The sequence below is a fragment of the Streptomyces sp. NPDC101152 genome, assembly GCF_044768275.1.
Classification (GTDB): domain Bacteria; phylum Actinomycetota; class Actinomycetes; order Streptomycetales; family Streptomycetaceae; genus Streptomyces.
Window position 1 is genome coordinate 23,433 of sequence record NZ_JBIWPO010000030.1, and the last position, 25,469, is coordinate 48,901.

Genomic DNA, 25,469 nt, shown 5'->3' on the forward strand with positions numbered 1-25,469 from the left:
GGGTGAACGCGCGGTCAGCCGGAGCGCCGGCCGCCCATGCTGTCGTAGAACGGGGTGCCGGGAGAGACGTCCGAGGGCTTCACCGGCCGGCCCGCCGCACCCGAGGCGTAGAGGGCGGCGACCAGGGAGAGCGTGCGCCGGGACTCGGCGAGCGGCACGGGCGGCGGGGTGCCCTCACGCAGACTGGACAGCACCTTCGCGAACTGCGCCCAGTGCCCGCTGCGGGAGTTCCCGGCGGCCGCACCGTCCGCCGCGCCGTCCATGGCGTCCTTCCACTCGGCGAGCACATGGTCGTGCCCCGGTGCCGGGGTCACTCGCCAGTCCTCGTCCCGGTACCCGTACAGGTGCGTCACCTCGACGGTGGCGTACTCGAAGTCGTAGCGCAGGTACGACTCCTGGCGCGGCGAGAGGGAGCTGTTGACCACCGAGGCCACGGCGCCGTTCGCGAAGGTCACGTGCGCCATCGAGACGTCCTCGGTCTCGGTGCGGCGGGCCTGCGTCCGGGTGACGGCCTGCAGCTCGGTCCAGTCGCCGAGCACGTCGAGCATCATGTCCATCTGGTGGATGCCGAGCCCCATCGTGGGCCCGCCGCCCTCGGTGTCCCAGCGGCCCCGCCAGGGCACGTCGAAGTAGTTCTGGTCGCGGAACCACGTGGTGTGGCAGACCGCCAGCAGCGGGCGGCCCAGCACTCCCGAGGCGGCCAGGGACTTGAGCGCGGACTGGCCGCGGCCGAAACGGTGCTGGAAGACGGTCGCGAACCACGGCGGGCCGCTCGCGGCGGCGGCGATCTCGTCGAACTCCTTGAGTGACAGCGCGGGGGGCTTCTCCACGAGCACACTGGCCCCCGAACGCAGACAGACCAGCGCCTGGTCGCGGTGGAGACCCGGGGGCGTGCAGAGATACACCAGGTCCGGGCGGGCACGCTCCAGCAGCACGTCGAGGTCGTCGTAGCCGTCCGGTGTGCCGTGCTTGGCCAGGAACGCCTCCAGCCGGGTCCGGTCGGTGTCCGCCGCGGCCACGATCCTCGCGGGGACCGGGCCCGGGGCGGTCAGCGCGGCCGCGTGGTCCATGGCGACGTCGCCGGTGCCCACGACCGCTATCCGTATCTCTTCGTCCATCACGCGTGCTCCGTCGGGTTCGGGCTTGTGGGGGGTTGGAGGGCGGCTCATGCGAGGTAGGTCGCGGAGCGGGCGTGCTCGATCGTCAGGGCGCTCACCCCGGTGATCGCCGCGTCGAAGCCCAGCTCGCTCACCGCGATGCGCGGCACCCAGGGGATGCGGCCGACGAGGCGCCTGGTCAGCTGCTCGGCGGACTCCTCGCTGTACTGGGCGAACGCGCCGGCGAGCGCGATGACCTGGGGCGAGAGCACGACGGAGGTGGCGACGAGGGCGAGGGCGATGGAGTCGAAGAACTCGTCGCGGGCCCGCTCGGCGTCGGCGTCGCCCGCCCGGCAGCGGGCCATCATCGCGCGGAACGCGGGGCCGATGCGCTTGCCGTGCAGGCCCTCCCGGGCGGCGAACGGCTGCACCTGCGCCGCCAGGGTCGACTCGACGTCGCCCTGTTCCGTGAAGTAGCGCGAGAAGGACGCGCTCGACGTCAGCAGGAAACCGATCTCGCCCGCCGCCGACCGGTGCCCCCGGTGCAGGCGCGCCTCGTTGATGATGCCTGCGCCGAGTCTGGCGCCGAGCACCAGCGCGACGGCACTGTGCGCGTTCGCGAGGGCGCCGCTGCTCCACTCGCCGTAAGCCGTCGCGTTGGCGTCGTTCTCGACGAGGATCGGCAGCCCGCTGCGGGCCGAGACGATGTCGGCGAGCGGCACCTCCTGCCAGTCCAGCTCGACCGCCTTGGACACCACCCCGTCGTGCACGATGCCGGGAACGGTGATGCCGACGGCGACGATCGGGGCCGTCACGCCGGTTCCGGGCGAGGTCAGCCGGTCGACGAGGCCCAGCAGCCCGTCGATGCGGGCGGCGCCCGCGTCCTGGCCGTCGAGGGCGAAGGTGTGGCTCTCCTCGTACAGGGTGCTTCCGCCGAGGTCGACCAGGCGGCCGCGGGCGGTGTACTCGGTGACGTCGACGGCCATGATGGCGCGCGCCGACGAGGCGAAGCGCAGCAGCATGGAGGGCCGGCCGACCGACGAGCGCACCTGGCCCGCGGGTTCCACGGCGCCCTCCTCCAGGAGGGCCGAACACAGCCGCTCGATGGTCGCCGAGCCGAGCCCCGTGCGCTGCTGGATGTCACGCCGGGAGAGTGGTCCGTGCTCCCGGAGGACGTCTAGTATCGCGGTCCGGTTGATCTCGGTGACATGCCGAGTTGTCGCTGTACGCGGCGCCCGTTGCTTCACGGCCCTCCCCCATAATCCATCGGACTGAGGATAAGTCCCGTCCGCATGCGTGTCCTGGCTTTCTGGACCTTACCAGCCTCCTGTGTTGTGCCAAGGGTTCCGGATCAGCAACATGATGCGATAACCCTTGTGGGTATTCCATCACAGTGATAGGAAACGGGGACCTGCTACTCCAGCGGCCGGCGCCGTGCTCCGTCCGCTCCGAAGAAAAGGGTTCGAAGATGACCAATGTGGGTGTGCGGCGCTCCCGCGGACTCGGCCGCGGCGGCATACGCCGCGTGGTTCCCCTCGCTGCCGCGGCGGCTGCAGGTGCCCTTCTGCTCTCCGCCTGCGGGTCGGGGTCCGGTTCGGGCGGCAACTCCAAGTCGCTGACGCTCTGGATCTCCACGGTCCCGGGGCAGGACGCGGGCTACAAGAAGCTGGTGGCGCAGTACAAGAAGGAAGCCGGCGTCACCGTCAAGCTCGTCAACATCCCCTACGACGGTTACACGACCAAGCTGCACAACGCCGCGCAGGCCAACTCCCTGCCCGACGTCGCCTCCGTGCCCTCGCTGGACCCCATCTGGTCGAACAAGCTGCTCGACCTCGCCTCCATCGCGAACAACAAGAGCTACAACATCAACAGCAACTTCCTCGCCAAGGACTCGTCAGGGAAGGTGCTGGCGATCCCCTCGGACGTCACCGCGTCCGGCCTCTTCATCAACAAGTCGCTGTTCGACAAGGCCAAGGTCTCCTTCCCGGCCTCGCCCGACAAGACCTGGACCTGGACCGACTTCATCGCGGCGGCCAACAAGGTCCGCGAGAAGACCGGCGCCAAGTACTCCCTGGCCTTCGACCAGTCGCCGTCGCGGCTGCGCGCCATGGTGTACGAGATGGGCGGCAAGTACGTCCACGCGGACTCCTCCGGCAAGTTCTCGGTGGACGACGCCACCAAGAAGGCCGTGAACACCTTCGTCGGCTGGAACGACGACAAGATCATGCCGAAGTCGGTGTGGACCAGCGGCGCCGACCCGTCGGCCATGTTCCAGAGCGGTGACGTCGTCGCCTACTGGTCCGGCGTGTGGCAGGTGCCCGCCTTCGCGGACAGCATCAAGAAGTTCGAGTGGGCGAGCGTCCCGACTCCCGCCCAGCCGGTGCAGGCCAGTGACGTCAACAGCGGCGGCCTGGTGGTGGGCTTCAACAACAACGGCGCCGCGGCCACCGCCGCGACGAAGTTCCTGACCTGGATGTACGACCCGAAGCAGTACACCGAGCTGGTCGAGAGCTCCGGGTTCCTCCCGGTCGAGAGCGGCCTGACCCCGAAGTACCCCTTCACCTCCCCTGCGGCGCAGGCGGCGTTCAAGCTGTACAACCAGGAGATCCCGCTCTACGCCCCGATCTCGGGCTACTTCAACGGCGCACAGACGGAGTGGGTGCTGAAGGGCAAGAGCCTCACCACCGACCCGACCAAGACGGAGCTCGGCAAGGCGATCAACGGGCAGCAGTCCTCCGACAAGGCACTGGAGAACATCGTGGCCGGCTACAACCAGCAGGTCGGCGGCGGATCCTAGGCGAGCGGGCCGGGCGGCGGGTGGAGACACCGCCGCCCGGCCCCGGCGCATCATGATGCCGGGCTCATGGCGTGAGCCCCCAGCAATCCATTCCACCAGCACGGAGTCAGGAAGATGACAAAACGCGCCTCGGACGTGTCCGCGAGCCCGCCCAGGAGACGCAGCAAGTACACGGTCGCGCCGCTCGTGCTCATCGCGACCAATGTCGTGCTCTTCGCGCTGTTCTTCGTGTGGCCTGCGGTGATCGGGCTCGTCTACTCCTTCACGAACTACACGGGCGTGGGCGCGTTCCAGTTCGTCGGACTGGACAACTACCGCACCCTGTTCGGGGACTCCACCTTCTACGACGCGCTGACCCGGACGCTGCTGTACACGGTGCTCTTCGTACCCCTGAACTTCGCGGTCTCGCTGCTCGCCGCCAACCTGGTGGTGAGCAAGCATGCCAAGGGCGCATCGGTCGCGCGCGTCATCTTCTTCATCCCATGGCTTCTGTCGCCCATCGTCGTGGGCGTCCTGTGGCGGTGGCTGTTCGGTGAGAACTTCGGACTGGTCAACTACGTCATCGAGAAGCTCGGCTGGCACGCCGTTTCGTGGCAGTCGAACGCGGACCTGTCGCTGCTGGTGGTGGTGATGGCGGCGGCCTGGATGTGGACCGGTTTCACGATGCTGCTGTTCATCGCGGCGATCAAGAACGTACCCGTGTCGTACTACGAGGCGGCCGCGCTCGACGGCGCCGGACCATGGCGCCAGTTCTTCAGTATCACACTGCCGAGCATCGCACCCACCTCGTTCATCGTCATCCTGCTCAACACGCTCAACGCGATGAAGGAATACCCGGTGTTCGTCGCCCTCAACAACGGCGGACCCGGAACGTCGAACAACCTGCTGGTCCAGTACATCTACCAGACCGGCTTCCAACGGGGCCAGATCGGCTACGCGAGCGCCGCGTCGTTCGTGCTCATGCTCATCCTGATGGCCGTCGCGATCATCCAGCTGATCGTCAACCGGCGGGTGGAGAACCGATGACAACCACAGACATGCCCCGCAAGGTCGACGCCGTTCCCGGACGGGCCGTTTCCAGGAAGCGGCCCGGCGGCGTGGCAAGAGGCGGGATCCGGCAGGCGGTGTCCGCGACGACACTGCTGTGGATCCTCGCGTGCCTCTACGGGCTGCCGGTGCTCTGGTTCATCCTCAGCTCCCTCAAGCCGGCCAGCGACCTGTTCTCCTATCCGCTGACGCTGGTTCCGCACCACCCCACCCTGTCGGGCTACCTGACGGCGTGGCGCAGTGCCAACTTCTCCCAGTACTTCATCAACACGACCATCGTGTGCGTGATCACGACGATCCTCACGGTGGGAGTCAGCTGCTGCACCGGGTATGCGCTGGCCAAGTACGACAACAAGTGGCTCAAGGCGTTCTTTCTCTGCATCCTGGCCACCACGATGCTGCCGGGCGAGGTCATGCTCGCCCCGGAGTTCCTGGTGGTCCGCAACCTCGGCCTCTACAACTCGTTCGCCGGCATCATCTTCCCGGCGGTGCTCACCGCGACCGGATGCTTCATGTTCCGTCAGTTCTTCCTGACGGTCCCCGACGAACTGGTGGAAGCCGCACGCATCGACGGCGCCCGCGAACTGTCGATCTTCCTGCGGATCATGGTGCCGGTCTCCCGGCCCATCATGCTGACCCTCGCCATCCTGTCCTTCCAGTGGCGGTGGAACGACTACATCTGGCCGCTGCTGATGCTCAACGACCCCAGCAAGTTCACCGTGCAGATCGGCATCCAGAGCATCGTCGGGGCGCAGAACATCAACTGGTCGGTACTGCTCGGCGCATCGGTCATCTCGATCATCCCGCTGATCGTCATCTTCCTGGTCTTCCAGCGTTACGTCATGAACGCCGACATCAATGCCGGACTGAAGGACTGACCGTGCCCTCCCCGCTGGACCACGACTTCGTCCGCGCCGCGGCCCGCGCCGCCGACGCACTGACCGCCCCGCTGGCGGCCGCCCCCGACGAACACCCCGCCGGGGTGACCCACCGCGTCCTGGCCCGCCGGGTGAAGACGCTCGTCGCGGCGTACCGCTCACCGGAGTCGGCCCTGCACGGCAGTGCGCGGGCCGTCGCCGCCGCGAGGACCCACCTGAGCGCCCTGCGGGACGCGCAGACAGCCACCGGTCTCTTCGCCGGCGGCGACAACGTGCAGTCACCTCCGGACTCCGCGTTCACCGTCAACGACGTGTGCGACGCGCACGTCCTGGCCGCCGACGGGGGGCCGGAGCTGCGCGAGGTCACGGCCGCGCTCGCCGAGATCGCCCATGCCGCCTCCGGCAGTCTCCTGACCGGCGGGGTGCACACCCCGAACCACCGCTGGGAGCTGAGCGCGGCCCTGGCCCGGCTGCACCGGTCCTTCCCCGACGACCGGCTCCTCGCCCGCGTCGAGCAATGGCTCGCCGAGGGCGTCGACATCGACGCGGAGGGCCTCTACTCGGAACGCAGCGCCAACTACGCGGCCCACGTGTCCAACCCGTCGCTCCTCCTGCTGGCCGAGGTCCTCGGACGCGCCGGCCTGCGGGACGCCGTCGAACGCAACCTCGCCACGACCCTTGACCTCATCAGGCCGGACGGCACGGTGGAGACCGTCCACTCGCGACGGCAGGACCAGCACGGCCCGTTCCCGCTGGCGCCCTACCTGCCGCACTACCGGCTGCTCGCGGTCCGTACCGGCCGGGGCGACTTCAGTCGGGCGGCACGGCTGGCGGCCGCCTCCGGAATCGACGACCCCGACCTGCTCGCCCAGACCCTCCTCACCCCCGAGCTGGGCCAGGCGCTGCCCGCCCCGGCCGAGCCGACCCTGCCTCGCGACCGGTACCTCGCCGGCGCGCGCCTCGCCTCACGGGCCTCCGCCACCGCGCACACGGTGGTCTACGGCGGCTCCGACGTGCCCCGGCACCGGCGCATCCGCTCAGGCCTCGCCTGCAACCCCACCTTCCTGCGCCTGTTCGCCGGGGACGCCGTCCTCGACGCGGTCCGCCTCTCGCGGGACTTCTTCGACCTGGGCCCCTTCCGGGCCGCCGACATGCGCAGGCTCGCCGGCAACAGCTACGAGCTCACCGAAACCCTCTCGGCCGCCTACTACCAGCCGCTCCCGCCGGAGTTGCGCCGGGACAACGGCGATTACCGGCTGGCGGACGACGGACGCTTCTCGGCCGCCATGGCCTTCGCGGACCGGCCTCGCGACGAGGTCTCGCAGACGACCCGCGTCGAGGCGGACCTGCGGGAGGATGGTGCCGACCTGCTGATCGACATCAGCGGACCACGCGTGCCCTGGGCCCTCGAACTGACCTTCCGCCCGGGCGGGGTGCCGGAGGGCGCCGTACCGATCGGCGAGGGACGCTGGTGCCTGACGTCCGGGCCGCTGACCTACCGGGTCGGCGACGACGAGATCCGGGTCGAGGTGGCCGTCAAGGCCGGGGAGCCGCTCGCCGGGCCGGACCGGAGCGAGATCCTGCGGTACGACCCCGGCCAGGACCACACCGTGGTCGGCGGCACCGACGCGACGACCGGCAACCGCGTCTACCTCGGAGGACAGGGCCCGCACACGCTGACCCTCGCGCTGCGTGCCCACCGGCCCGCGCCTGCCGGGTGATCGCGACGACGCCTCAGCCGCAGGACACCACCAGGTCGGCCCGCTCGCGGGTCGACGCCACCAGGTCGGCGTTGCGCTGATCGGTGCCGAGCACCCAGTCCACCGCCTCCTGGTGGCCCTTGCCGAACTCCTCGTGCCGGGCCACCAGACGGCGGATGCGCTCGTCCTCGTCGAGCCCGCAGAACCAGACCTCGTCCAGTTGTTCGCGCACCCGCTTCCACGCGCCGGTGTCCAGCAACAGGTAGTTGCCCTCCGTGACGACCAGCCGGGCCGTCGCCGGCACCGGGACGGCACCCGCGATCGGCTGCTCCAGCACCCGCTCGAAACCGGGCGCGTAGACGATGCCGTCGCCCTCCGTCTCGTCGTGCAAGCGCCGCAGCAGCGCCGCGTAGCCCGCCGCGTCGAAGGTCTCCGGCGCGCCCTTGCGGTGCCGCAGGCCGAGCCGGTCCAGTTCGACGTCCGCGAGATGGAAGCCGTCCATCGGCACGTGCGCCACCCACGGCCGTCGGGACCCGTTCAACTCCCGCACCAGCCGCTCGGCCAGCGTCGTCTTGCCCGCTCCGGGAGGGCCGGTGACACCGAGGATCGCGCGCCGGCCGGGGGCGGTGAGGGCGCGGGCGCGGGCGAGCAGGTCGTCGAAGGTCGGGGGCACACAGCAGAGTGTGTCACCCGACCGGCACCGTCCGGCTCCCGGGCTGCCGTGCCCCTGGAGAGCCCGGACGTTGACCCGTGTGGCGTGCGCCACGATGTGGATGGCACCTGGAGGGGAACCGAACCGGTATGACGAAGCTCGGTCTCCCCGAAACCATCCAGGCCTGTCTCTTCGATCTCGACGGGGTCGTCACCAAGACGGCCGTGGTGCACGCGGCCGCCTGGAAGGAGACGTTCGACGCCTTCCTGCGCGAACGAGACGGCGAGGGCTTCCGGCCCTTCGACGCGGTCACCGACTACGACGAGTACGTGGACGGCCGCCCGCGCGCCGACGGCGTACGCACCTTCCTCGCCTCCCGCGGCATCGAACTGCCCGAGGGGGACCCCGGCGACCCACCGGACGCCCAGACGGTGAACGGGGTCGGCAACCGCAAGAACGCCCTGGTCCTGGAGAAGATCCGCACCGAAGGAGTCGAGGCCTACGACGGCACGCTGCGCTACATCGACGCCGTGCGCGCGCACGGCCTGCGCACCGCGATCGTCTCCTCCAGCGCCAACACCGTCGACGTGCTGCGGTCCATCGACGCCGAACGCCTCTTCGACGTCCGCATCGACGGCGTCGTGGCAGCCGAGCGGAAGCTGCCGGGCAAGCCGCACCCCGACACCTTCCTCGCGGCCGCCCATGACCTCGGGATCGAACCCGCCCACGCCGCCGTCTTCGAGGACGCGCTGGCCGGCATGGACGCGGGCCGCTCCGGCCACTTCGGCTACGTCGTGGGGGTCGACCGCGTCGGACAGGCCGAGGCGCTGTCGGCACACGGTGCGGACGTCGTCGTCAAGGACCTCGCCGAACTGGGAGGCGGGGCGTGATCACCCACCTCTCCTACACCGTCGAACCCTGGGCCGTCCGCGAAACCCGCCTCGACCTGGACGTCCTCGCCCAGAGCGAGTCGGTGTTCGCGCTCTCCAACGGCCATGTCGGCTGGCGCGGCAACCTCGACGAGGGCGAACCGCACGGCCTGCCCGGCAGTTACCTGGGCGGCGTCCACGAAGTGCACCCGCTGCCCTACGCGGAGGCCGGCTACGGCTACCCGGAGTCCGGCCAGACCGTCATCAACGTCACCAACGGCAAGCTGCTGCGCCTGCTGGTCGACGACGAGCCCTTCGACCTGCGCTACGGGCGGCTCGTCTCCCACGAGCGGGTCCTCGATCTGCGCCGGGGCGTGCTGGAGCGGACCTGCGAATGGACGTCGCCGGCCGGGTCCACCGTCCGGGTGCGCTCCACCCGCATGGTCTCGCTCACCCAGCGGGCCGTCGCCGCCGTCGCCTACGAGGTGGAGGCCGTCGACAGCCGTTCCCGCGTGGTGATCCAGTCGGAACTCGTCGCCAACGAGAGCCTGCCCGGGTCCGACGGCGACCCCCGCGCCGCCCAGGCGCTGCAGTCCCCGCTGGAGGCCGAGGAGGACGTCGCCGTCGGCCACCGGCTGCGCCTGGTGCACCGGACCAAACGCAGCGGCCTGCGGGTGGCGGTGGCCGCCGACCACAACGTCACCGGCCCCGAGCGGACCACGACCCGCAGCGAGAGCAACGTGGACGTGGCCCGGCTGACCGTCACCTCGGTGCTGGAACCGGGCGAACGGCTGCGGGTGGAGAAACTGGTCGCGCACGGCTGGTCCGCCGTCCGCTCGCGGCCGGCGATGAGCGACCAGGTCGAGGCGGCCCTGGCGGCGGCCGGGCACAGCGGCTGGGACGGCCTCCTGCAGGACCAGCGCGACTACCTCGACGACTTCTGGGCGCGCGCCGACGTCGAGGTGGACGGCGACGAGGAGATCCAGCAGGCCGTCCGCTTCGCCCTTTTCCACGTCCTGCAGGCCGGCGCCCGCGCCGAGCAGCGCGCCATCCCCGCCAAGGGCCTGACCGGCTCCGGCTACGACGGCCACGCCTTCTGGGACACCGAGGCCTTCGTCCTGCCCCTGCTCACCTACACCTCGCCCGACTCGGTCGCCGAGGCGCTGCGCTGGCGGCACAGCACCCTGCCCGCCGCCCGTGAACGCGCGGCCCAACTCGGCCTGAGGGGCGCCGCGTTCCCCTGGCGCACCATCGAGGGTTCGGAAGGCTCGGCGTACTGGCCGGCCGGCACGGCGGCCTTCCACGTGAACGCCGCCATCGCCGACGCCGTCGTGCGCTACACGGCCGCGCGGGGGGACACGCGGTTCGAGCGGGAGGCCGGCACGGAACTGCTGGTGGAGACGGCCCGGTTGTGGCGCTCGCTCGGCCACCACGACCACCGGGGCGCCTTCCACATCGACGGCGTCACCGGCCCCGACGAGTACAGCGCCATCGCCGACGACAACACGTACACCAACCTCATGGCCCGCGCGAACCTCCTCGCCGCCGCCGACGCCTGCGAACGCCACCCCGACCGGGCCGCGCAGCTCGGCGTCGACGACGAGGAGAGCGCCGCCTGGCGCGACGCCGCCGAGGCCATGCACATCCCCTACAACCACGAACTCGGCGTGCACGAGCAGCACGAGGGCTTCACCCGCTACCAGCGCTGGGACTTCGCCGCCACCCGCCCCGACCAGTACCCGCTGATGCTGCACTTCCCGTACTTCGACCTCTACCGCAAGCAGGTGATCAAACAGGCCGACCTGGTGCTGGCGATGTACACCTGCGGCACCTGGTTCGACGAGGAGCACGTCGCCCGCAACTTCGCCTACTACGAGCCCCTGACGGTCCGCGACTCCTCCCTGTCCGCCTGCTGCCAGGCCGTCATCGCCGCCCAGGCCGGGCACCTGCGGCTGGCCTACGACTACACGGCCGAAGCCGCGCTGATGGACCTGGCGGACCTGGAGCACAACACCCGCGACGGGCTGCACATCGCGTCGCTGGCCGGCACCTGGACGGCCCTGGTCGCCGGCTTCGGCGGACTGCGCCGCGACGGCACGAGCCTGTGTTTCGCACCCCGCCTGCCCGAACGGTTCAGCCGCCTCGCCTTCAGCCTCCAGCTCCTGCAGAGCCGGCTGCGCGTGGAGATCGGCCCCGACCAGGCCACGTACACGCTGCTGTCGGGCCCGCCGCTGACGATCAGCCACCATGGGACCCCGCTGACGGTACGAGCCGAGGCCCCGGCCGTCCGTGCCGTCCCGCCCGCACCTTCCGTACCGGCACCCGAACAGCCGCCGCATCGCAGCCCCAACGCCCGTCAGTGATCCTCTCGACCGCAGGCGGGCTTCGTCAGGCGCCTGGCCCAGCCTCGGACGGCGGTGCCGTTCGGGGCGGGTTAGGTTGCTTTTGTCCGTGAGGTTCCTTTCGGCTGCTCCTTCTGCCGGCCCGCGGGCAGGCGGGAGGTGGGCGATGGCCGACGGCGCGCGATCCGCAGTCGCCGGTGCCCGGCAGCCCACTTCGTCGACCATGCCGTTTGGGCCGCAGCGCGTGCGCGGCGACCTCCTGCTCGCCGCGGTGGCCGGCTGCTTCACCCTGGCGCAACTGGTCCTCGTCCGGCCCGACCTGGGGCTCGGCTGGGACGAGGTGGTGTACGTCAGCCAGGTCGGCCGGCAGGCTCCGGCGGCCTTCTTCAGCGCGCCCCGCGCCCGCGGCGTCTCACTGCTGGTGGCGCCCGCCGCCGTGTGGACGTCGTCCACCTTCGTGCTGCGCGTCTACCTCGCCGTCCTCTCGGGCCTCGCCCTCTACCTGGCCCTGCGCGTGTGGCGAGGACTGTTCCCGGCCCGCGTCCTGGCCCTGGCGGGTGCGCTGTTCGCCTCCCTGTGGGTGACCCTCTTCTACGGCCCGCAGGCCATGCCCAACTACTGGGTCGCCGTCGGCGCCCTGGTCTGCGTGGGCTGCTTCCTGCGCGCCCGCGCCGACCGGGCCGACCACTCGGCGCTGTGGGGCGTGGCGGTCGGCGCCGGGCTGATGGCGTTGATGCGGCCGATGGACGCGGTCTGGGTCGTCGGGCCGCTGCTCCTGCTCGCCGCACGCCGGTGGCGGCTGGCGCTCCTGCTGCTGGCGGGGCTCGTCGCGGGCGCGGGGGAGTGGGTGATCGAGGCGTACGTGTCGTACGGCGGGCTGGGGCAGCGGTTGTCCGACGCCTCCCGCATCCAGGGCGGACTCGGCTGGCACCTGGCCGTCGGCGACCAACTGCGCAGCCTGGGCGGACGGACACTGTGCCGCCCGTGCACCGGACCGGATCCGCACCCGCTCGTCACCCTGTGGTGGTTCGCGCTGCCCCTCCTTGCCCTGCTCGGCCTCGCGTTCGCCGTCCGGGCCCGGCGCCCGGTTCCCATCGCGGTGCCGCTGGCCGGCGCGGCCACGGCGGCCTTCCCGTACCTCTTCCTGATCGGCTACGCGGCGCCGCGTTTCCTGCTCCCCGCGTACGCCCTGCTGGCGATCCCGGTCGCGGCCGCACTCGTCCACCTCGTCACCGCGCCCGACGGGAGACCACGGCCGCTGCCCCTGGTCCTGGTCGCCCTGGGGCTGGCCGGGCACGCGGCCGTCCAGTACCTCGTCCTGGAGCACGCCGTGCACCGGGTGACCGCCGACCACCGCGCCTGGGCCCGCACAGCCACCGAACTGCACCGCGTCGGCGTCCGGCCGCCCTGCCTGGTCACCGGCCGCGACGCCATCCCGATCGCCTACTACACGGGCTGCTCCTCCGCCGCGACCGGCGGCCACAACGCCAATTCCACGGCCACCGGCATCCGCCGCACCGCCGAGCGGATCCCGGTCGCGGTCCTGACCGGCAGGAGCGACCCCCCGCCCGCCTACGCCCATGGCTGGCGCTCCCACCGGGTCGGTGACCTGCGCTTGTACGTCGCCCCGGCCCCGCGTGTGCCGGGCTCCCGCTGACGTCCCGCGCCGCTGCGGTCAGCCGGTCGCGTTTCCCGGCGTGCCGCTTCAGGTAGGAGTCCGGTGTCGGCGCGAACAGGAGGGGGACACGCATGGCAGCGAGTGACGGCGAGAGCCGGTTGGGTCAGGAGTTCTTCACGCCCGGGAGCGCCTCCTTCACCGAGTTCCTGGCCGCCCACCGCCCCGATCTGCTGCCCACCCGCCGCCCCTTCCCGGACGGCGTGCGCGCCGCGCCCGACCGGTTCCCGCACGGCACCACCGTCCTCGCCCTCGCCTACCGCGACGGCGTGATGATCGCCGGCGACCGCCGGGCCACGATGGGCAACCTCATCGCGCAGCGCGACCTGGAGAAGGTGCACCCCGCGGACGACCACACCGCGGTCGCCTTCGCCGGCTCCGTCGGACTCGCCCTCGACATGGTGAAGCTGTACCAGGTCGAGCTCGCCCACTTCGAGAAGATCGAGGGCATCCCCATGACCCTCCGGGCGAAGGCGAACCGGCTCGCCGGGATGATCCGGCAGAACCTCGGCCAGGCCATGCAGGGCCTCGCCGTCGTACCGCTCCTGGCCGGCTACGACCCCGCGGCGCCGGAGGGCCGCAAGGGCCGCATCTTCAGCTTCGACGTCGCCGGCGGGCTGTACGAGAAGCAGGCCTTCCACGCCGACGGCTCCGGATCCCCGTACGCCCCGGGGAGCGCTCAAGAAGCTCTACCGCCCGGGCCTGGACCGGCGGGAGGCCGCGCTGGCCGCGCTGCAGGCGCTCTACGACGCGGCCGACGACGACTCCGCCACCGGCGGCCCCGACGTGAACCGGCGGATCTTCCCCATCGTGTCGGTGATCACCGAGGAGGGCTTCGAGCGGCTGCCCGAGCCGGAGACCGAGCAGCTCAGCCGGGAGATGGTCGAGCAGCGCCGCGGCCGCCCGGACGGGCCGAACGCCATGCCCTGACGCCTTCCCGTCTTTTCCCTTCCCTGGTGAAGAGCTGTCACGGCCTTTAGTGCACACCATTTGCAAGTACGGGATGATGGCACAAGGTAGTCTGACGCAGCTGCCGTTCACCCGAGAGAAGGAACGTCCCCTATGACCTGGCACCGCCTCCGCACCTCCATGACGCGGGACGAGTGGATCAGGGTCGGCGGGATGGCCGCCTTCGTGATCGCCCTGCACGTCATCGGCTGGTTCACCCTCGTCGGCATCGTGGCGCCCCAGCACTACAGCATCGGCGAGAAGTCCTTCGGCATCGGCATCGGCGTCACCGCCTACACCCTGGGCATGCGGCACGCCTTCGACGCCGACCACATCGCCGCGATCGACAACACCACCCGCAAGCTGATGGGGGAGGGCAAGCGGCCCCTGTCGGTCGGGTTCTGGTTCTCGCTCGGGCACTCCAGCGTCGTCTTCGTCCTGGCGCTGCTGCTCTCCCTCGGGATGAAGGCGGTGGCCGGGCCGGTCCGCGACGACAACTCCGAGCTGCACAACGTCACCGGCCTGATCGGCACGACGGTCTCCGGGACCTTCCTGTACATCATCGCCGCCATCAACCTCGTCATCCTGGCCGGCATCTGGAAGGTCTTCCGGCAGATGCGCCACGGCCACTTCGACGAGGCCGCCCTCGAGGAACAGCTCAACAACCGCGGCTTCATGAACCGCCTGCTGGGCCGCGTCATGAGGTCGATCACCAAGTCCTGGCAGATGTACCCGCTGGGCCTGCTCTTCGGCCTGGGCTTCGACACCGCCACCGAGATCGCGCTGCTGGTGCTGGCCGGCTCGGGCGCGGCCTCGGGCCTGCCCTGGTACGCGATCCTGTGCCTGCCCGTGCTGTTCGCCGCCGGTATGTCGCTGCTGGACACCATCGACGGCTCGTTCATGAACTTCGCCTACGGCTGGGCCTTCTCCAAGCCGGTCCGCAAGGTCTACTACAACCTCACCATCACCGGCCTGTCGGTCGCCGTCGCCCTGCTCATCGGCACCGTCGAACTCCTCGGCCTGCTCGCCGACAAGCTCGGCCTGCACGGCTTCTTCTGGGACTGGGTCGCCGGACTCGACCTCAACATCGTCGGATTCGTGATCGTCGGCCTGTTCTTCGCCACCTGGGTCGTCGCCCTGCTGGTGTGGAAGTTCGGCCGGATCGAGGAGAAGTGGACGGCGGGCCTGGCCCGGCCGGCCGAACAGCCCGCGCCCGCCGAGTAGCCCCGCCGCCGCTCAGCCGCGCACCCGCATCTCCTTGCGCCACTTGACGAACTGCGGCTCCGGATCCCCCGTGTACGACCAGGGGGTCCGCGTCACCCGCGGGCCCAGCATCCGCAGCAGATGGGCGGCGACCTCCTTGTCGCCCGCGTGGCAGGCCGCGTGCGCCAGGTAGTTGACGTCCCGCAGCTCGCCGGGGGCGATGGTGCTGTCCGTACGGCCCAGGATCCAGCGCTGCCAGGTGCGGCGCACGTCACTCGCGGCGCCGTCGTGGCTCCAGTGCTGCCCCAGACCCACGGCGCTGTGCCCGCCGTGGCCGGCGTCGAGGGCGTAGCGGTACTCCTCCACGCGCGCGTACTGCACCAGCACCGGCAGCGCGCAGCCCGCGGGTGACACGCCGGCCGCGTCGCGCGCGAAGTCGTACATGAGGCCGTGCGAGCCGTGCCAGCGTGCCGAGTAGTAGTGCAGGACCTGCAGATGGCCCTCCACGCTGTACGGGTCGCGCCGGTGCAACTCGTCCCACCAGCGCGCCAGCTCCTGCCGGCGCACCCCCGACGGGTACAGCCGCGCCACCGAGATCAGCGAGATCCACGGCGTCGGGTCGTCCAGATACGCCTCCGCCGCCTGCAGGCACGCCGACACCGCGGTGTCGACACGGTGCTGGTCGATCGGCACGCCCCGGCCCGCGGCGATCGCCAGGTTGAACGCCCGGGCCGTCTCCGTCGCCGCCCGCAGCACCAGCGCGTCGGCGCTGCGCGGTTCGGCGGCCAGCCACGACTCCGCCGTCGACGTGCTCGCGCAGGCCTGGGCGAGCAGCCGCACCCGGTGGCCGCGGGCGGTCCAGTCCGGGCCGGTGGCCCGCAGCAGGTCCCGAAGGCCCTGCCAGCGGCCGATGACGATGTCGTGGGAGGCGTTGGTGAGGGCCGTGTCCCCGCAGCCGGGGTCGAAGTCGGGGGCGAAACGGTCGCGCGCCATCGGGGTCTCCCTCAGAAGTCGGTGGAGTAACCCTCGTGGGCACGGGAGTTCGCGGCCGCGTACGCGTCGAGGACGTCGTACTCCGCCTCGACCGTGCGCGTCGCGTCCAGCCGGGCGGGGCGGTAGTAGTCACTGCCCCGTCTCCAGTACCAGAGCATCGGAACCAGCCCGACGGCCAGCCCGCCGATGCCGATCGCGACCGCCGCGGTGGCCAGTTGGCCCAGCGACTGGACGAAGATCCAGAACATGAACACGGCGCCGAACAGCGGCCACAGCCCGCCGAGCAGGAAGTTGCCCACGGACCTCAGCAGCAGCTTGCGGTAGGCGACGACCACGGCGAGGCCCGCGAGCCCGTAGTACACGGCGATCTGGAGCCCGATCGCCGAGATCGCGTCGGAGAGGATCTGCCCCACCGACCCCAGCGCGTTGGAGGCGATGAACATCGCCAGCGCCACCGTCCCGACCACGGCGATCGCCACGTACGGCGTGTTCCAGCCGCGGTGCACCCGGCCGAGCGCGGAGGGCATCGTACGGTCGCGGCCCATCGCGAACAGAGAGCGGGTGACCTGGATGAGCGTGGTCTCCAGGGTGGCGATGGTCGACAGCATCACCGCCACGATCAGCAGCTTGCCGCCCAGCCCCGGCCAGATCTCCTCGCCGAGGACGCCCAGCACGTTGGCGTTGTTGGCGTCGATCTGCTGCGAGGTCAGGACGACGTTGACCGCGATGGTGAACACCTCGAACAGCAGGAAGACGATGCCCACCCCGATCAGGCCCGCGAGTCCCGTCGTACGACGGCTGTTGCGGGTCTCCTCGCTGAGGTTGCTGGTGACGTCCCAGCCCCAGTAGTAGAACGCGGCGACCAGGGCGCCCGAGGCGAAGCCGGACACGCCGTGGAAGTGCGAGAAGCCGAGCCAGGACCAGTCGAAGGCGCGGGCGTGTCCCGTGTGGAACAGGGCGAGGACGGCGAACAGCGCCAGGATCGTCAGCTCGATGCCGGACATCACCAGCTGGGCGCGGACGGTGAGGCGGGCGCCGCCCAGCACCACGAGCAGCATGACGATGAACCAGCCCGCGCCGACCACCGTCGACAGCGCGGTGTCGGCGGCGAGGCCGTCGTCGAACAGGGCGAGGGTCATCGAACCGGCCGGCAGCGAGCCCGCCACCATGAAGATGGTCGCCGAGATCACCAGCGCCCAGCCGCTGATGAACCCGAGGAAGGGATGCAGGGTGCGGCCCACCCAGGAGTAGCTGGCGCCCGCGTTCACATCGATGCGGCCGAGATAGCTGAAGGCCAGAGCGATGCCCAGCATGGGTATCGCGCAGTACAGCAGCGCCGCCGGGCTGGCCAGTCCCACCGCGCCGACGAGGACCGCCGTGGTGGCGGCGATCGAGTACGCCGGCGCGCTGCCCGCGACGGCCATCACCACCGTGTCGAAGGTTCCGAGGGCGTTGGCCTGCAGCCCTCTGCCCCTGTTGATGCTCATGGTTGCGCTGCTTTCCGTCTTGCACGACGTGCGACGACCCTGCCCCGACGACGAAGGGGGAGGTGGGGGGTGTGGCGAACTCACCCCGGACCGCAGAGGGGTGGCCTCGGGCCAGGGGCGTGGAAGGGCGAGGAGGATCCCGCCCGGCCGTTGCGTCGCCGGGCGGTCACAGGGTGTGTGCGAGTGATGATAGCCGCACTCCTTGACGTTTCAAGATTGACCAGGCGGTAACCTCCTGGGCCACGAGGGACCCGGGAGGTTGGACGGCGCGCAACGGGAAACGCGGTTCGGGACACCGTAGGGAAACGATCCGCCGCAGCGCGCCAGGAGGTATCCATGGGCACCGACCCGACGGCCGACGACGTCTACCAGCCCACCGGCACCAACGAGGAACAGGAGGACGCGGCGCCCCTCGACCTCGAGGACGCCCTCGACGAACGCGACTACGACGACACCCTCGACGAGGGTTACTCGCCGCCGGAGAAGCCGCTCGGCGTCACCCGGCACGGCACCACGGCCGCCGAGCGGCACGACGGCGAGAGCCTCGACCAACGGCTCGCCGAGGAGGTGCCCGACGTGAGCGTGCCGCCCGGCGACGCGGTGGGCGACCTGCCCGGCGGCGAGGGCGAACCCGTCGACCCCGAGGCCGGCACGGATCGCGCGGGCCGTCTGGTCGCCCCGGACGAGGGCGCCCACCCCGACACCACCAAGGAGGCGGTCGCCTCCGACGTGGGCATCGACGGCGGGGCGGCCGGCGCCGAGGAGGCCGCCGTCCACGTCGTCGAGGACGACACCCGACTCCCGGACGGCTGACCGGCCCCTCAGTCCCCGATGTGGTCGATCTGCCGCAGCTTGTTCGTGGCGTCCAGGGCGGCGACCTTGTAGGACTCCGCCAGCGTCGGGTAGTTGAACACCGCGTCGACCAGGTAGTCGACGGTGCCGCCGCAGCCCATCACGGTCTGCCCGATGTGGATCAGCTCCGTGGCCCCGGTGCCGAAGCAGTGCACGCCCAGCAGGGTGCGGTCCTGCGGCGACACCAGGAGTTTGAGCATGCCGTGCGAGTCGCCGATGATCTGGCCGCGGGCCAGTTCCCGGTAGCGGGAGACGCCGACCTCGAACGGCACGCTGTCCTCGGTGAGCTGGTCCTCGGTCCGGCCGACGAAGCTGATCTCGGGAATCGTGTAGATGCCGATCGGCTGCAGGTGGTGCATCCGCCCGACCGGCTCCCCGAAGGCGTGGTAGGTCGCCGCCCGGCCCTGCTCCATCGAGGTCGCCGCGAGCGCGGGGAAGCCGATGACGTCCCCCACGGCGTAGATGTGCGGAACCTCGGTGCGATAGTGCTCGTCGACGGTGATCCGGCCGCGCCGGTCCGCCGTCAACCCGGCCTTGTCCAGGTCGAGTTCGTCGGTCAGGCCCTGCCGGCCCGCCGAGTACATCACGGCGTCGGCCGGTATCTTCTTGCCGCTCTCCAGAATGGTCAGCGTGCCGCGCGGATGACGTTCCACCGCGGCGACCGTCTCCCCGAAGCGGAAGGTCACCGCGAGGTCGCGCAGGTGGTACTTGAGCGACTCGATGATCTCGACGTCGCACATGTCGAGCATCCCGGCCCGCTTCTCCACGACGGTGACCTTGCTGCCGAGCGCGGCGAACATGGAGGCGTACTCCATGCCGATCACCCCGGCGCCGACGATGACCATGGAGCGCGGAACCCGTTCCAGGTCCAGGACGTTGTCGGAGTCCATGATCGTACGGCCGTCGAACTCGACGCTGTCGGGCCGCGCCGGCCGGGTGCCGGTGGCGATGACGATGTGGTCGGCGCTCAGCAGCCGTTCGTTGCCGCTGACCTCGCGCAGGGCGACGGTGTGCGGGTCGACGAAGCGGCCGGTGCCGGCGTACAGGGAGACCTGGTTGCGGGAGAGCTGGCTGCGGATGACGTCGACCTCGCGGCTGACCACGTGCTGGGTGCGCGCGGTCAGGTCGGCGACGGTGATGTCCTCCTTCAGCCGGTAGCTCTGGCCGTACAGATCCCGCTGGGTGAGACCTGTCAGATACAGCACCGCCTCCCGCAGGGTCTTGGAGGGGATGGTGCCGGTGTGGATGGAGACCCCGCCGACCATGTCGGGGCGGTCGACGACGGCGACCCGGCGGCCGAGCTTGGCCGCGGCGATGGCGGCCTTCTGGCCGCCCGGGCCGGATCCGATGACGAGCATGTCGAAGTCGGGCACCCTCGGAAGTCTGTCAGTCCGAAGGCCCCCTTCGAAAGGGCGGACGGGCGGCGGTCCTCGCGCGATCGACGGGAACTTCCGCCGCCGCGCGGACAGTTGCGGTGCGCCAGGGGCCCTAGGGGAGCAGCTTCTCCAGGGCGGCGGGGCCCTCCGTCTCCAGCTTGCGCCTGGCCCATTCCAGACTGTGCGGGGTGATGTCCCTGCCGGTGGCAAGGACGAGGTCCTCCGGCGACACTTCGGTGCCGGTGCTGGTGTGGAGCAGGGCGTCCGGGGTGACGCGGTCCTCGGACGGCCCGGACACGTCGGGCTGTGACATCGGCATGAGTGCTCCTCGGGTCCGGAACGCTTCTGTAAACACCATTCAACGCGCGGGCGCGCGGTGCATCCGGAGGGGACGGGTACCGGCCGAACCGGGCGGAGATGCCGACGTGATCCAACGGGCGTCTAATGGGGGGAACCAGCGACCGGCCGGCGAAAAGGGCCAGTGCTATGTCACATACCACCAGTGCGGGGGACACGGGCGCCGGCGCCGGAGGGGCACTCCGTCGGCTGGGGGAATGGTGTGCCCGCCACTTCCTGATCGTCATCGTGGCGTGGCTCGTCGCCCTCGTCGCGCTGCAGATGCTCAACCGCTCCTTCGGCGGCGACTACTCCGACAACTTCTCCCTGTCCGGCGTGCAGTCCCAGCAGGGCCTGGAGGTCCTGAAACGGCACGACCCCGCGGCGGGCGGCTACAGCAGTCAGATCGTCCTGCACGACGGACAGCAGTCCCTGACCGCGCTCGGCTCGCAGATGTCCACCACGGTCGGTGACCTGCAGAAACTCCCCCACGTCCTGTCCGCGCAGAACCCGCTGTCCGCGCCCGTCTCCAAGGTCGGCCCCCTGTCCTCCGACGGGAAGACCGCCTACATCACCGTGCGCTTCGACACCCAGCCCTCCACCCTCGGCAAGGGCTATCTGCCTGGCGTCGACAAGGCGGTCCAGCCACTGCGCTCGGCCGGCGCCCAGGTCGAGTACGGCGGGCCGCTCGGCGAACTGGCCCGCCCCGCCGCCGACGACCGGGTCAGCGAACTCATCGGCTTCGCCGTCGCCATCGTCGTCCTGCTCATCGGCTTCGGCAGCGTGATCGCCGCCGGCATGCCCCTGCTCACCGCGCTGGTCAGCGTGGTCGGCGGGCTCGCGGTGCTCGGCCTGCTCGCCGCCGCCTTCACCTTCGCCACCGTCTCGCCGACCCTGGCCACGATGATCGGCCTCGGCGTCGGCATCGACTACGCCCTGTTCCAGATCACCCGGCACCGCCAGAACCTCATGGACGGCGCCGATCCGGTGCGCTCCGCGGGCCATGCCACCGCCACCAGCGGCCGGGCCGTCCTGGTCTCCGGCTGCACGGTGATCATCGCGCTGGCCGGGCTGTACGCGTCCGGCGTGAGCTTCATCGGCAAACTCGGTCTCGCCGCCGCCGTGACGGTGGTCTCCGCGGTCATCGGCGCCCTGACGCTCGTCCCGGCCCTCCTCGGACTCACCGGCAGACGCATCGACCGCTACCGGGTGCGCCGCGCCGTCGCCGAGACCGACGCGGAACCGGGAGCCGTCCCGCACGGCACCTGGCACCGCTACGCCCAGCGCGTGGAGCGCCGTCCCTGGCAGTTCCTCGCGGCCGGTGTCGCGGCCGTCGTCGTCCTCGCCATCCCGGTGTTCTCCATCCAGCTCGGTCACATCGGCGACGGCGCCGACCCCACGTCCTTCACCGACCGGCGCGCCTACGACCTGATGACCCATGCCTTCGGCCCCGGCTCCAACGGCCCGCTGACCGTCGTCATCGACCAGAGCACGGTCTCCTCGTCCCAGCGTTCCTCCCTGTCCGCCCAGGCGCAGAAGACCCTCAACGGCGTCGCCGGCGCCGCCACCGTCACCCCGCTGACGCCCACCAAGGACGGGGACGTCCTGATCGGGACCGTCTACTCCCAGCAGTCCCCGCAGAGCGCCGACACCACGGCCCTGACCAACCGACTGGTCGACCACACGCTCCCCGACGCGGTCGCCGGCACCTCCGCCAAGGGCTACGTCACCGGCACGACGGCGGCCCAGGTCGACTTCCGCGACATCGTGGCGAGCCGGCTGCCGCTGATCATCGGCGTGGTGGTCGCCCTGGCCTTCCTCATCATCCTCGCCGTCTTCCGCGGGCTGCTCGTCGCCGTCAAGGCGGCCGCGCTCAACGTCCTGTCCATCGGGGCCTCGTACGGCGTCGTGGTGGCCGTCTTCCAGTGGGGCTGGGGCGGCCCCGCGCTGGGCGTCCACGGCAAGGTGCCCATCGAGAGCTATGTGCCGATGATGATGTTCGCGATCATCTTCGGCCTGAGCATGGACTACGAGATCTTCCTGCTCTCCCGCATCCACGAGTCCTGGCTGCGCACCGGCGACGCCAAGGCCTCGGTCGCCCACGCGCTGGAGATCACCGCGCGGGTCATCACCTGCGCGGCCCTGATCATGGTGAGCGTGTTCGCGGCCTTCATCATCACCGACAACATCGTGGTCAAGATGCTCGGACTCGGCCTCGCCGTGAGTGTCCTGATCGATGCGACGGTGGTGCGGCTGCTGATGGTACCGGCCGTGATGACCCTGCTGGGGCGGCACGCCTGGTGGACGCCGCACTGGCTCGACCGGATCCTGCCGCACATCGATGCCGAGGGCGACCAGGAGCTGAGCCCCCGGCAGGACGTCAGCGAGCGCCCGGTGACGCGGGCGTGAGCACGAGCATCGTCACGTCGTCGTCGAAGGCCGGGCAGTACCGTACGAGATCCGCCCAGACCCGGTCGGCGAGCACGGCCGGGTCGCCGTCGGCGAGGGCGGGCAGGCGGTCGGTCAGCGGGTAGAACACGTCGTCGCCGTCCCTTGCCTCGGTCACCCCGTCCGACGACAGGAAGAGGCTGTGGCCGGGCGCCAGCGGCACCGTGAGCCCGGCGGGCGGGCCGTCGTCCGACAGGCCGAGCCCGAGCGGTGTCCACGCGGCCAACTCGATCTCCGTGGCGCGCGTGCCGCACAGCAGCAGCGGCGCCGGATGACCGCACGACAGCACGCGCACCGAGCGGGCGTCCGGGGAGAACTCCAGCAGTACGGCGGTCGCGAACAGCTCGGCGTACCGGGACGACGCGGAGTCCACCACCAGCCTGCGGTCGAGGCGGACGGCGACCGACTCCAGGTCCGGCTGGTCGAGCACCGCCTCCCGGAAAGCGCCGAGCAGGGAGGCGACCGTGGAGACCGCCGACAGTCCGTGCCCCTGGACGTCGCCGAGCACGGCCCGGACGCCGTAGGGCCCTTGGCGCACGTCGAAGAAGTCTCCGCCCACCAGCGTCCCGTGCTGGGCGGCCCGGTACAGGCCCGCGCAGCGCACCGGTCCGACCCGCTCGGGCAGCGGCGGCACGACCGCGCGCTGCGCCGCCTCGGCCACCGTCCGCTCCAGGTCCAGCTGGGCGTCGCGGCGACTGCGCACGTACGACACGAACACGCTCAGCACCGCCACGAAGGAGATGGTCAACAGGTCGCCGTTGCCGGGTCGGTTGAGCCGGAAGGCCGGGATGTTCAGCACGATGACCACGCTCGCCCCGAGAAGCGCCGTCGCCCATGGGCCGTACGAGAGGACGGCCAGCGGCGGGATCGCGGCCAGCAGGAAACCGATGTCGAGCGGACCCGGGCTCGCCAGCGTCGCAGCGCACACGCCCGCGATCAGGGCGAGGGGAAGCATCCTCACCCACCACGGCGGCGGAGCACCCCGCAGCCAGCCCCGCCGGACCTGCTCCCGGCGCGGTGACGGGACGCCAGCCTTTCGCACACCACCACGCTCCTACGCCGGGACCCGCCCCGCACGCCGAGCGCCCTGTGCTGCCGGTGCCGACTGGCATGCTGGCCGTGCGGTGACCGACGGGCGGCGGGGGAGACGGCGTGAGCGATGTACGGGTGGTGCTGATCGGCGGCACGTCGAACGTGGGGAAGTCGACGGTCGCCCGGGCCGTGGCGGAGCGGCTCGGGTTCGCGTGCCGGTCGACCGACCTGCTGGCCCGCCATCCGGGGCGGCCCTGGCGGACACCTGAGCGGGAGGTTCCGCCGCACGTCGCCGAGCACTACGCCTCGTTGACGGTCGACGAACTGATCACCTCGGTTCTCGGGCACTACGAGCGGCTGTGGCCCCGCATCGAAGCCCTGATCGAGGCCCACGCGGCGGACGGCGGCCAGGGCCTCGTCCTGGAGGGCTCGGCGCTCTGGCCGGTCCGGGTCGCCGCGCTGGACGTCCCGCGCACGGCCGCCGTGTGGCTGACGGCCGATGAGGCGGTGCTGCGCGCCCGGGTGCACGCGGGCGGCCGCTACGCGGAGGCGACGGAGCCTGAGCGGGCGCTGATGGACCGTTTCCTGGCGCGGACGGAGCGCTATCAGCGGCTCATGGTCGACGCCCTCACCGAGCTGGGGATCGAACCCGTCGACACCGGCGGACTCTCCGTGGCGGCGCTGGCCGACTCGGTCATCGCCGCCACAGTGCACCGTGCGTGACGCCCCCTTCAGCCGGCCGCTCCCTCCAGCAGCGCCTCGGCCTGCGCGAGGATCTCTGTGACCCGCAGGGCGAAAGCCGCGTCGCACGGATGCGGCCGGCCGGTGCTCGCGGCGTCGATCAGTGCGTCGGCGGCGCGGACGAGAGCGCTGACCGTGGTCTCGGAACTGTCCGGGAGGACGGCCACCCCCGTCTCGCCGCGCAGCTCCACGGTGGCTCCCTCCGCCGCGGACGGCGCGGACAGACTGAGCGTCACGGTGCTGGAGGCGCCGCCGACGTGGTCGAGGACGAGGTGGACGGTGTCCCCGGGGCCGGGGGCGGCGGCCGCCACCCGCCGGACGTCGCCCAGGACCGGCAGCAGCACGGACAGCGCGTGGGGTCCCACGTCCCACAGGGCGCCCTTCTCCCGTCGCCACGGCGAGTCGGCGAACGGGCTGCTGCTGTCACCGCCGAACAGCGACCCCAGCCACGCCGCCCGGCCCGTGAACCAGCCCCCGGCCCCGGCCTGTTCGGCGATCCACGCATCGGTCCGGGTCAGGAAGCGGCTGGTGAAGAACACGACCGACGCGACCTGTGCCTCCCGCACGGCGTCGACCACGGCCCGCCCCTGCTCGGCGGTCGTCGCCAGCGGCTTGTCCAGCAGCAGGTGGCGTCCCGCCCGCGCGGCCCGCACCGCGAGCTGGGCCTGCACGGCCGGTGGCAGGGCCACGGCGACCGCGTCCACGTCGGCGAGCAGCGCGTCGACGTCGTCGTAGGCCCGGGTGCCGTGCCGGTCGGCGAGTTCCTCGGCGGCCTCCGGACGGCGCCCCCACACTCCGACGAAGTCCAGCCCCGTGTGCTCGCTCAGCGCGGGGGCGTGAGCCATCGCCGCCCAAGGGCCGGTACCGAGCAGTCCGATCCGCATGCCGCCGCCTCTCCTGTGCGCCGTTGGTCGGCAGCGAGCCTCGCACACCGCCCGACGCGCCGCGCAAGCCGGTGGGCGCTCCCGGGCGATTCAGTTGCCCGGCTGCTGAATG

The 25,469-nt window shown here is 71.2% G+C and carries 20 protein-coding genes and 1 pseudogene; 12 read left to right on the forward strand and 9 right to left on the reverse strand.

What is annotated here, in order from left to right; translation table 11 throughout:
• Positions 1-14: 14 nt before the first annotated feature.
• Both ACIRVK_RS30675 and ACIRVK_RS30680 read right to left on the reverse strand, forming a co-directional pair.
• Complete coding sequence (locus tag ACIRVK_RS30675) at positions 15-1,118, reverse strand: Gfo/Idh/MocA family protein (RefSeq protein ID WP_404252744.1); 1,104 nt, start codon at positions 1,116-1,118, stop codon at positions 15-17.
• Between the two features lie 47 nt (positions 1,119-1,165).
• Positions 1,166-2,344 carry an ROK family protein gene (locus tag ACIRVK_RS30680; RefSeq protein ID WP_404252746.1) on the reverse strand — a complete coding sequence of 393 codons (1,179 nt, stop codon included), beginning with the start codon at positions 2,342-2,344 and terminating at the stop codon, positions 1,166-1,168.
• Positions 2,345-2,565: 221 nt separating this feature from the next.
• Between ACIRVK_RS30680 and ACIRVK_RS30685 the strand changes: the two genes are divergently transcribed.
• The 4 genes from ACIRVK_RS30685 to ACIRVK_RS30700 all read left to right on the forward strand — a co-directional run bounded on the left by ACIRVK_RS30685 (position 2,566) and on the right by ACIRVK_RS30700 (position 7,540).
• Positions 2,566-3,894 carry an extracellular solute-binding protein gene (locus ACIRVK_RS30685; protein ID WP_404252748.1) on the forward strand — a complete coding sequence of 443 codons (1,329 nt, stop codon included), beginning with the start codon at positions 2,566-2,568 and terminating at the stop codon, positions 3,892-3,894.
• A 114-nt stretch (positions 3,895-4,008) separates the two neighbouring features.
• Positions 4,009-4,920 carry a carbohydrate ABC transporter permease gene (locus tag ACIRVK_RS30690; RefSeq protein WP_404252750.1) on the forward strand — a complete coding sequence of 304 codons (912 nt, stop codon included), beginning with the start codon at positions 4,009-4,011 and terminating at the stop codon, positions 4,918-4,920.
• A complete protein-coding gene (locus tag ACIRVK_RS30695; RefSeq protein WP_404252752.1) occupies positions 4,917-5,819 on the forward strand; it encodes a carbohydrate ABC transporter permease in 903 nt (300 codons plus the stop codon). Before ACIRVK_RS30690 ends, ACIRVK_RS30695 begins: the two co-directional genes overlap by 4 nt.
• A gap of 2 nt (positions 5,820-5,821) precedes the next feature.
• Positions 5,822-7,540, forward strand: coding sequence for a hypothetical protein (locus tag ACIRVK_RS30700; protein WP_404252754.1), 1,719 nt, complete (start codon positions 5,822-5,824; stop codon positions 7,538-7,540).
• A gap of 13 nt (positions 7,541-7,553) precedes the next feature.
• Here ACIRVK_RS30700 and ACIRVK_RS30705 read toward each other — a convergent pair whose 3' ends face one another.
• Positions 7,554-8,192: a nucleoside/nucleotide kinase family protein gene (locus tag ACIRVK_RS30705; RefSeq protein ID WP_404252756.1), complete on the reverse strand. Its 639-nt coding sequence runs from the start codon at positions 8,190-8,192 to the stop codon at positions 7,554-7,556.
• A 128-nt stretch (positions 8,193-8,320) separates the two neighbouring features.
• Between ACIRVK_RS30705 and ACIRVK_RS30710 the strand changes: the two genes are divergently transcribed.
• From ACIRVK_RS30710 to ACIRVK_RS30730, 5 genes and pseudogenes are all read left to right on the forward strand, one after another.
• On the forward strand, positions 8,321-9,061 hold the full coding sequence (locus ACIRVK_RS30710; protein WP_404252758.1) for an HAD family hydrolase: 741 nt from the start codon (positions 8,321-8,323) through the stop codon (positions 9,059-9,061).
• Positions 9,058-11,403, forward strand: coding sequence for a glycoside hydrolase family 65 protein (locus ACIRVK_RS30715; protein WP_404252760.1), 2,346 nt, complete (start codon positions 9,058-9,060; stop codon positions 11,401-11,403). Before ACIRVK_RS30710 ends, ACIRVK_RS30715 begins: the two co-directional genes overlap by 4 nt.
• Positions 11,404-11,548: 145 nt before the next feature.
• Complete coding sequence (locus tag ACIRVK_RS30720; protein WP_404252762.1) at positions 11,549-13,039, forward strand: hypothetical protein; 1,491 nt, start codon at positions 11,549-11,551, stop codon at positions 13,037-13,039.
• A 92-nt stretch (positions 13,040-13,131) separates the two neighbouring features.
• Positions 13,132-13,987, forward strand: a pseudogene (prcB, locus tag ACIRVK_RS30725) (proteasome subunit beta).
• Between the two features lie 132 nt (positions 13,988-14,119).
• Positions 14,120-15,229 carry a HoxN/HupN/NixA family nickel/cobalt transporter gene (locus tag ACIRVK_RS30730; RefSeq protein WP_404252764.1) on the forward strand — a complete coding sequence of 370 codons (1,110 nt, stop codon included), beginning with the start codon at positions 14,120-14,122 and terminating at the stop codon, positions 15,227-15,229.
• A gap of 12 nt (positions 15,230-15,241) precedes the next feature.
• On the opposite strand, the gene ACIRVK_RS30735 is transcribed toward ACIRVK_RS30730, so the two are convergent.
• Positions 15,242-16,201: a hypothetical protein gene (locus tag ACIRVK_RS30735; RefSeq protein WP_404252766.1), complete on the reverse strand. Its 960-nt coding sequence runs from the start codon at positions 16,199-16,201 to the stop codon at positions 15,242-15,244.
• An 11-nt stretch (positions 16,202-16,212) separates the two neighbouring features.
• Positions 16,213-17,688: an APC family permease gene (locus tag ACIRVK_RS30740; RefSeq protein WP_404252768.1), complete on the reverse strand. Its 1,476-nt coding sequence runs from the start codon at positions 17,686-17,688 to the stop codon at positions 16,213-16,215.
• Between the two features lie 336 nt (positions 17,689-18,024).
• Here ACIRVK_RS30740 and ACIRVK_RS30745 point away from each other — a divergent pair, with 336 nt between their 5' ends.
• Complete coding sequence (locus ACIRVK_RS30745) at positions 18,025-18,501, forward strand: DUF5709 domain-containing protein (RefSeq protein WP_404252770.1); 477 nt, start codon at positions 18,025-18,027, stop codon at positions 18,499-18,501.
• 8 nt (positions 18,502-18,509) lie between these two features.
• Here the strand turns inward: ACIRVK_RS30745 and sthA are convergent, their stop codons facing one another.
• Together sthA and ACIRVK_RS30755 are read right to left on the reverse strand one after the other, a co-directional pair.
• Positions 18,510-19,913 (reverse strand): Si-specific NAD(P)(+) transhydrogenase, encoded by a 1,404-nt coding sequence (sthA, locus tag ACIRVK_RS30750; protein ID WP_404252772.1) that lies wholly within the window; start codon positions 19,911-19,913, stop codon positions 18,510-18,512.
• A 115-nt stretch (positions 19,914-20,028) separates the two neighbouring features.
• Positions 20,029-20,235 (reverse strand): hypothetical protein, encoded by a 207-nt coding sequence (locus ACIRVK_RS30755; RefSeq protein ID WP_404252774.1) that lies wholly within the window; start codon positions 20,233-20,235, stop codon positions 20,029-20,031.
• 167 nt (positions 20,236-20,402) lie between these two features.
• Between ACIRVK_RS30755 and ACIRVK_RS30760 the strand changes: the two genes are divergently transcribed.
• On the forward strand, positions 20,403-22,661 hold the full coding sequence (locus ACIRVK_RS30760) for an MMPL family transporter (protein ID WP_404252776.1): 2,259 nt from the start codon (positions 20,403-20,405) through the stop codon (positions 22,659-22,661).
• Here ACIRVK_RS30760 and ACIRVK_RS30765 read toward each other — a convergent pair.
• Positions 22,633-23,655, reverse strand: coding sequence for a PP2C family protein-serine/threonine phosphatase (locus ACIRVK_RS30765; RefSeq protein WP_404252778.1), 1,023 nt, complete (start codon positions 23,653-23,655; stop codon positions 22,633-22,635). The two genes, ACIRVK_RS30760 and ACIRVK_RS30765, sit on opposite strands and share 29 nt — an antisense overlap.
• A 197-nt stretch (positions 23,656-23,852) precedes the next feature.
• On the opposite strand from ACIRVK_RS30765, the gene ACIRVK_RS30770 reads away from it, so the two are divergent.
• Positions 23,853-24,455 carry an AAA family ATPase gene (locus tag ACIRVK_RS30770; protein ID WP_404252780.1) on the forward strand — a complete coding sequence of 201 codons (603 nt, stop codon included), beginning with the start codon at positions 23,853-23,855 and terminating at the stop codon, positions 24,453-24,455.
• Between the two features lie 8 nt (positions 24,456-24,463).
• Here the strand turns inward: ACIRVK_RS30770 and ACIRVK_RS30775 are convergent, their stop codons facing one another.
• Entirely contained in the window at positions 24,464-25,357 is an 894-nt protein-coding gene (locus ACIRVK_RS30775) for a Gfo/Idh/MocA family protein (RefSeq protein ID WP_404252782.1), read from the reverse strand.
• Between the last annotated feature and the right edge of the window lie 112 nt (positions 25,358-25,469).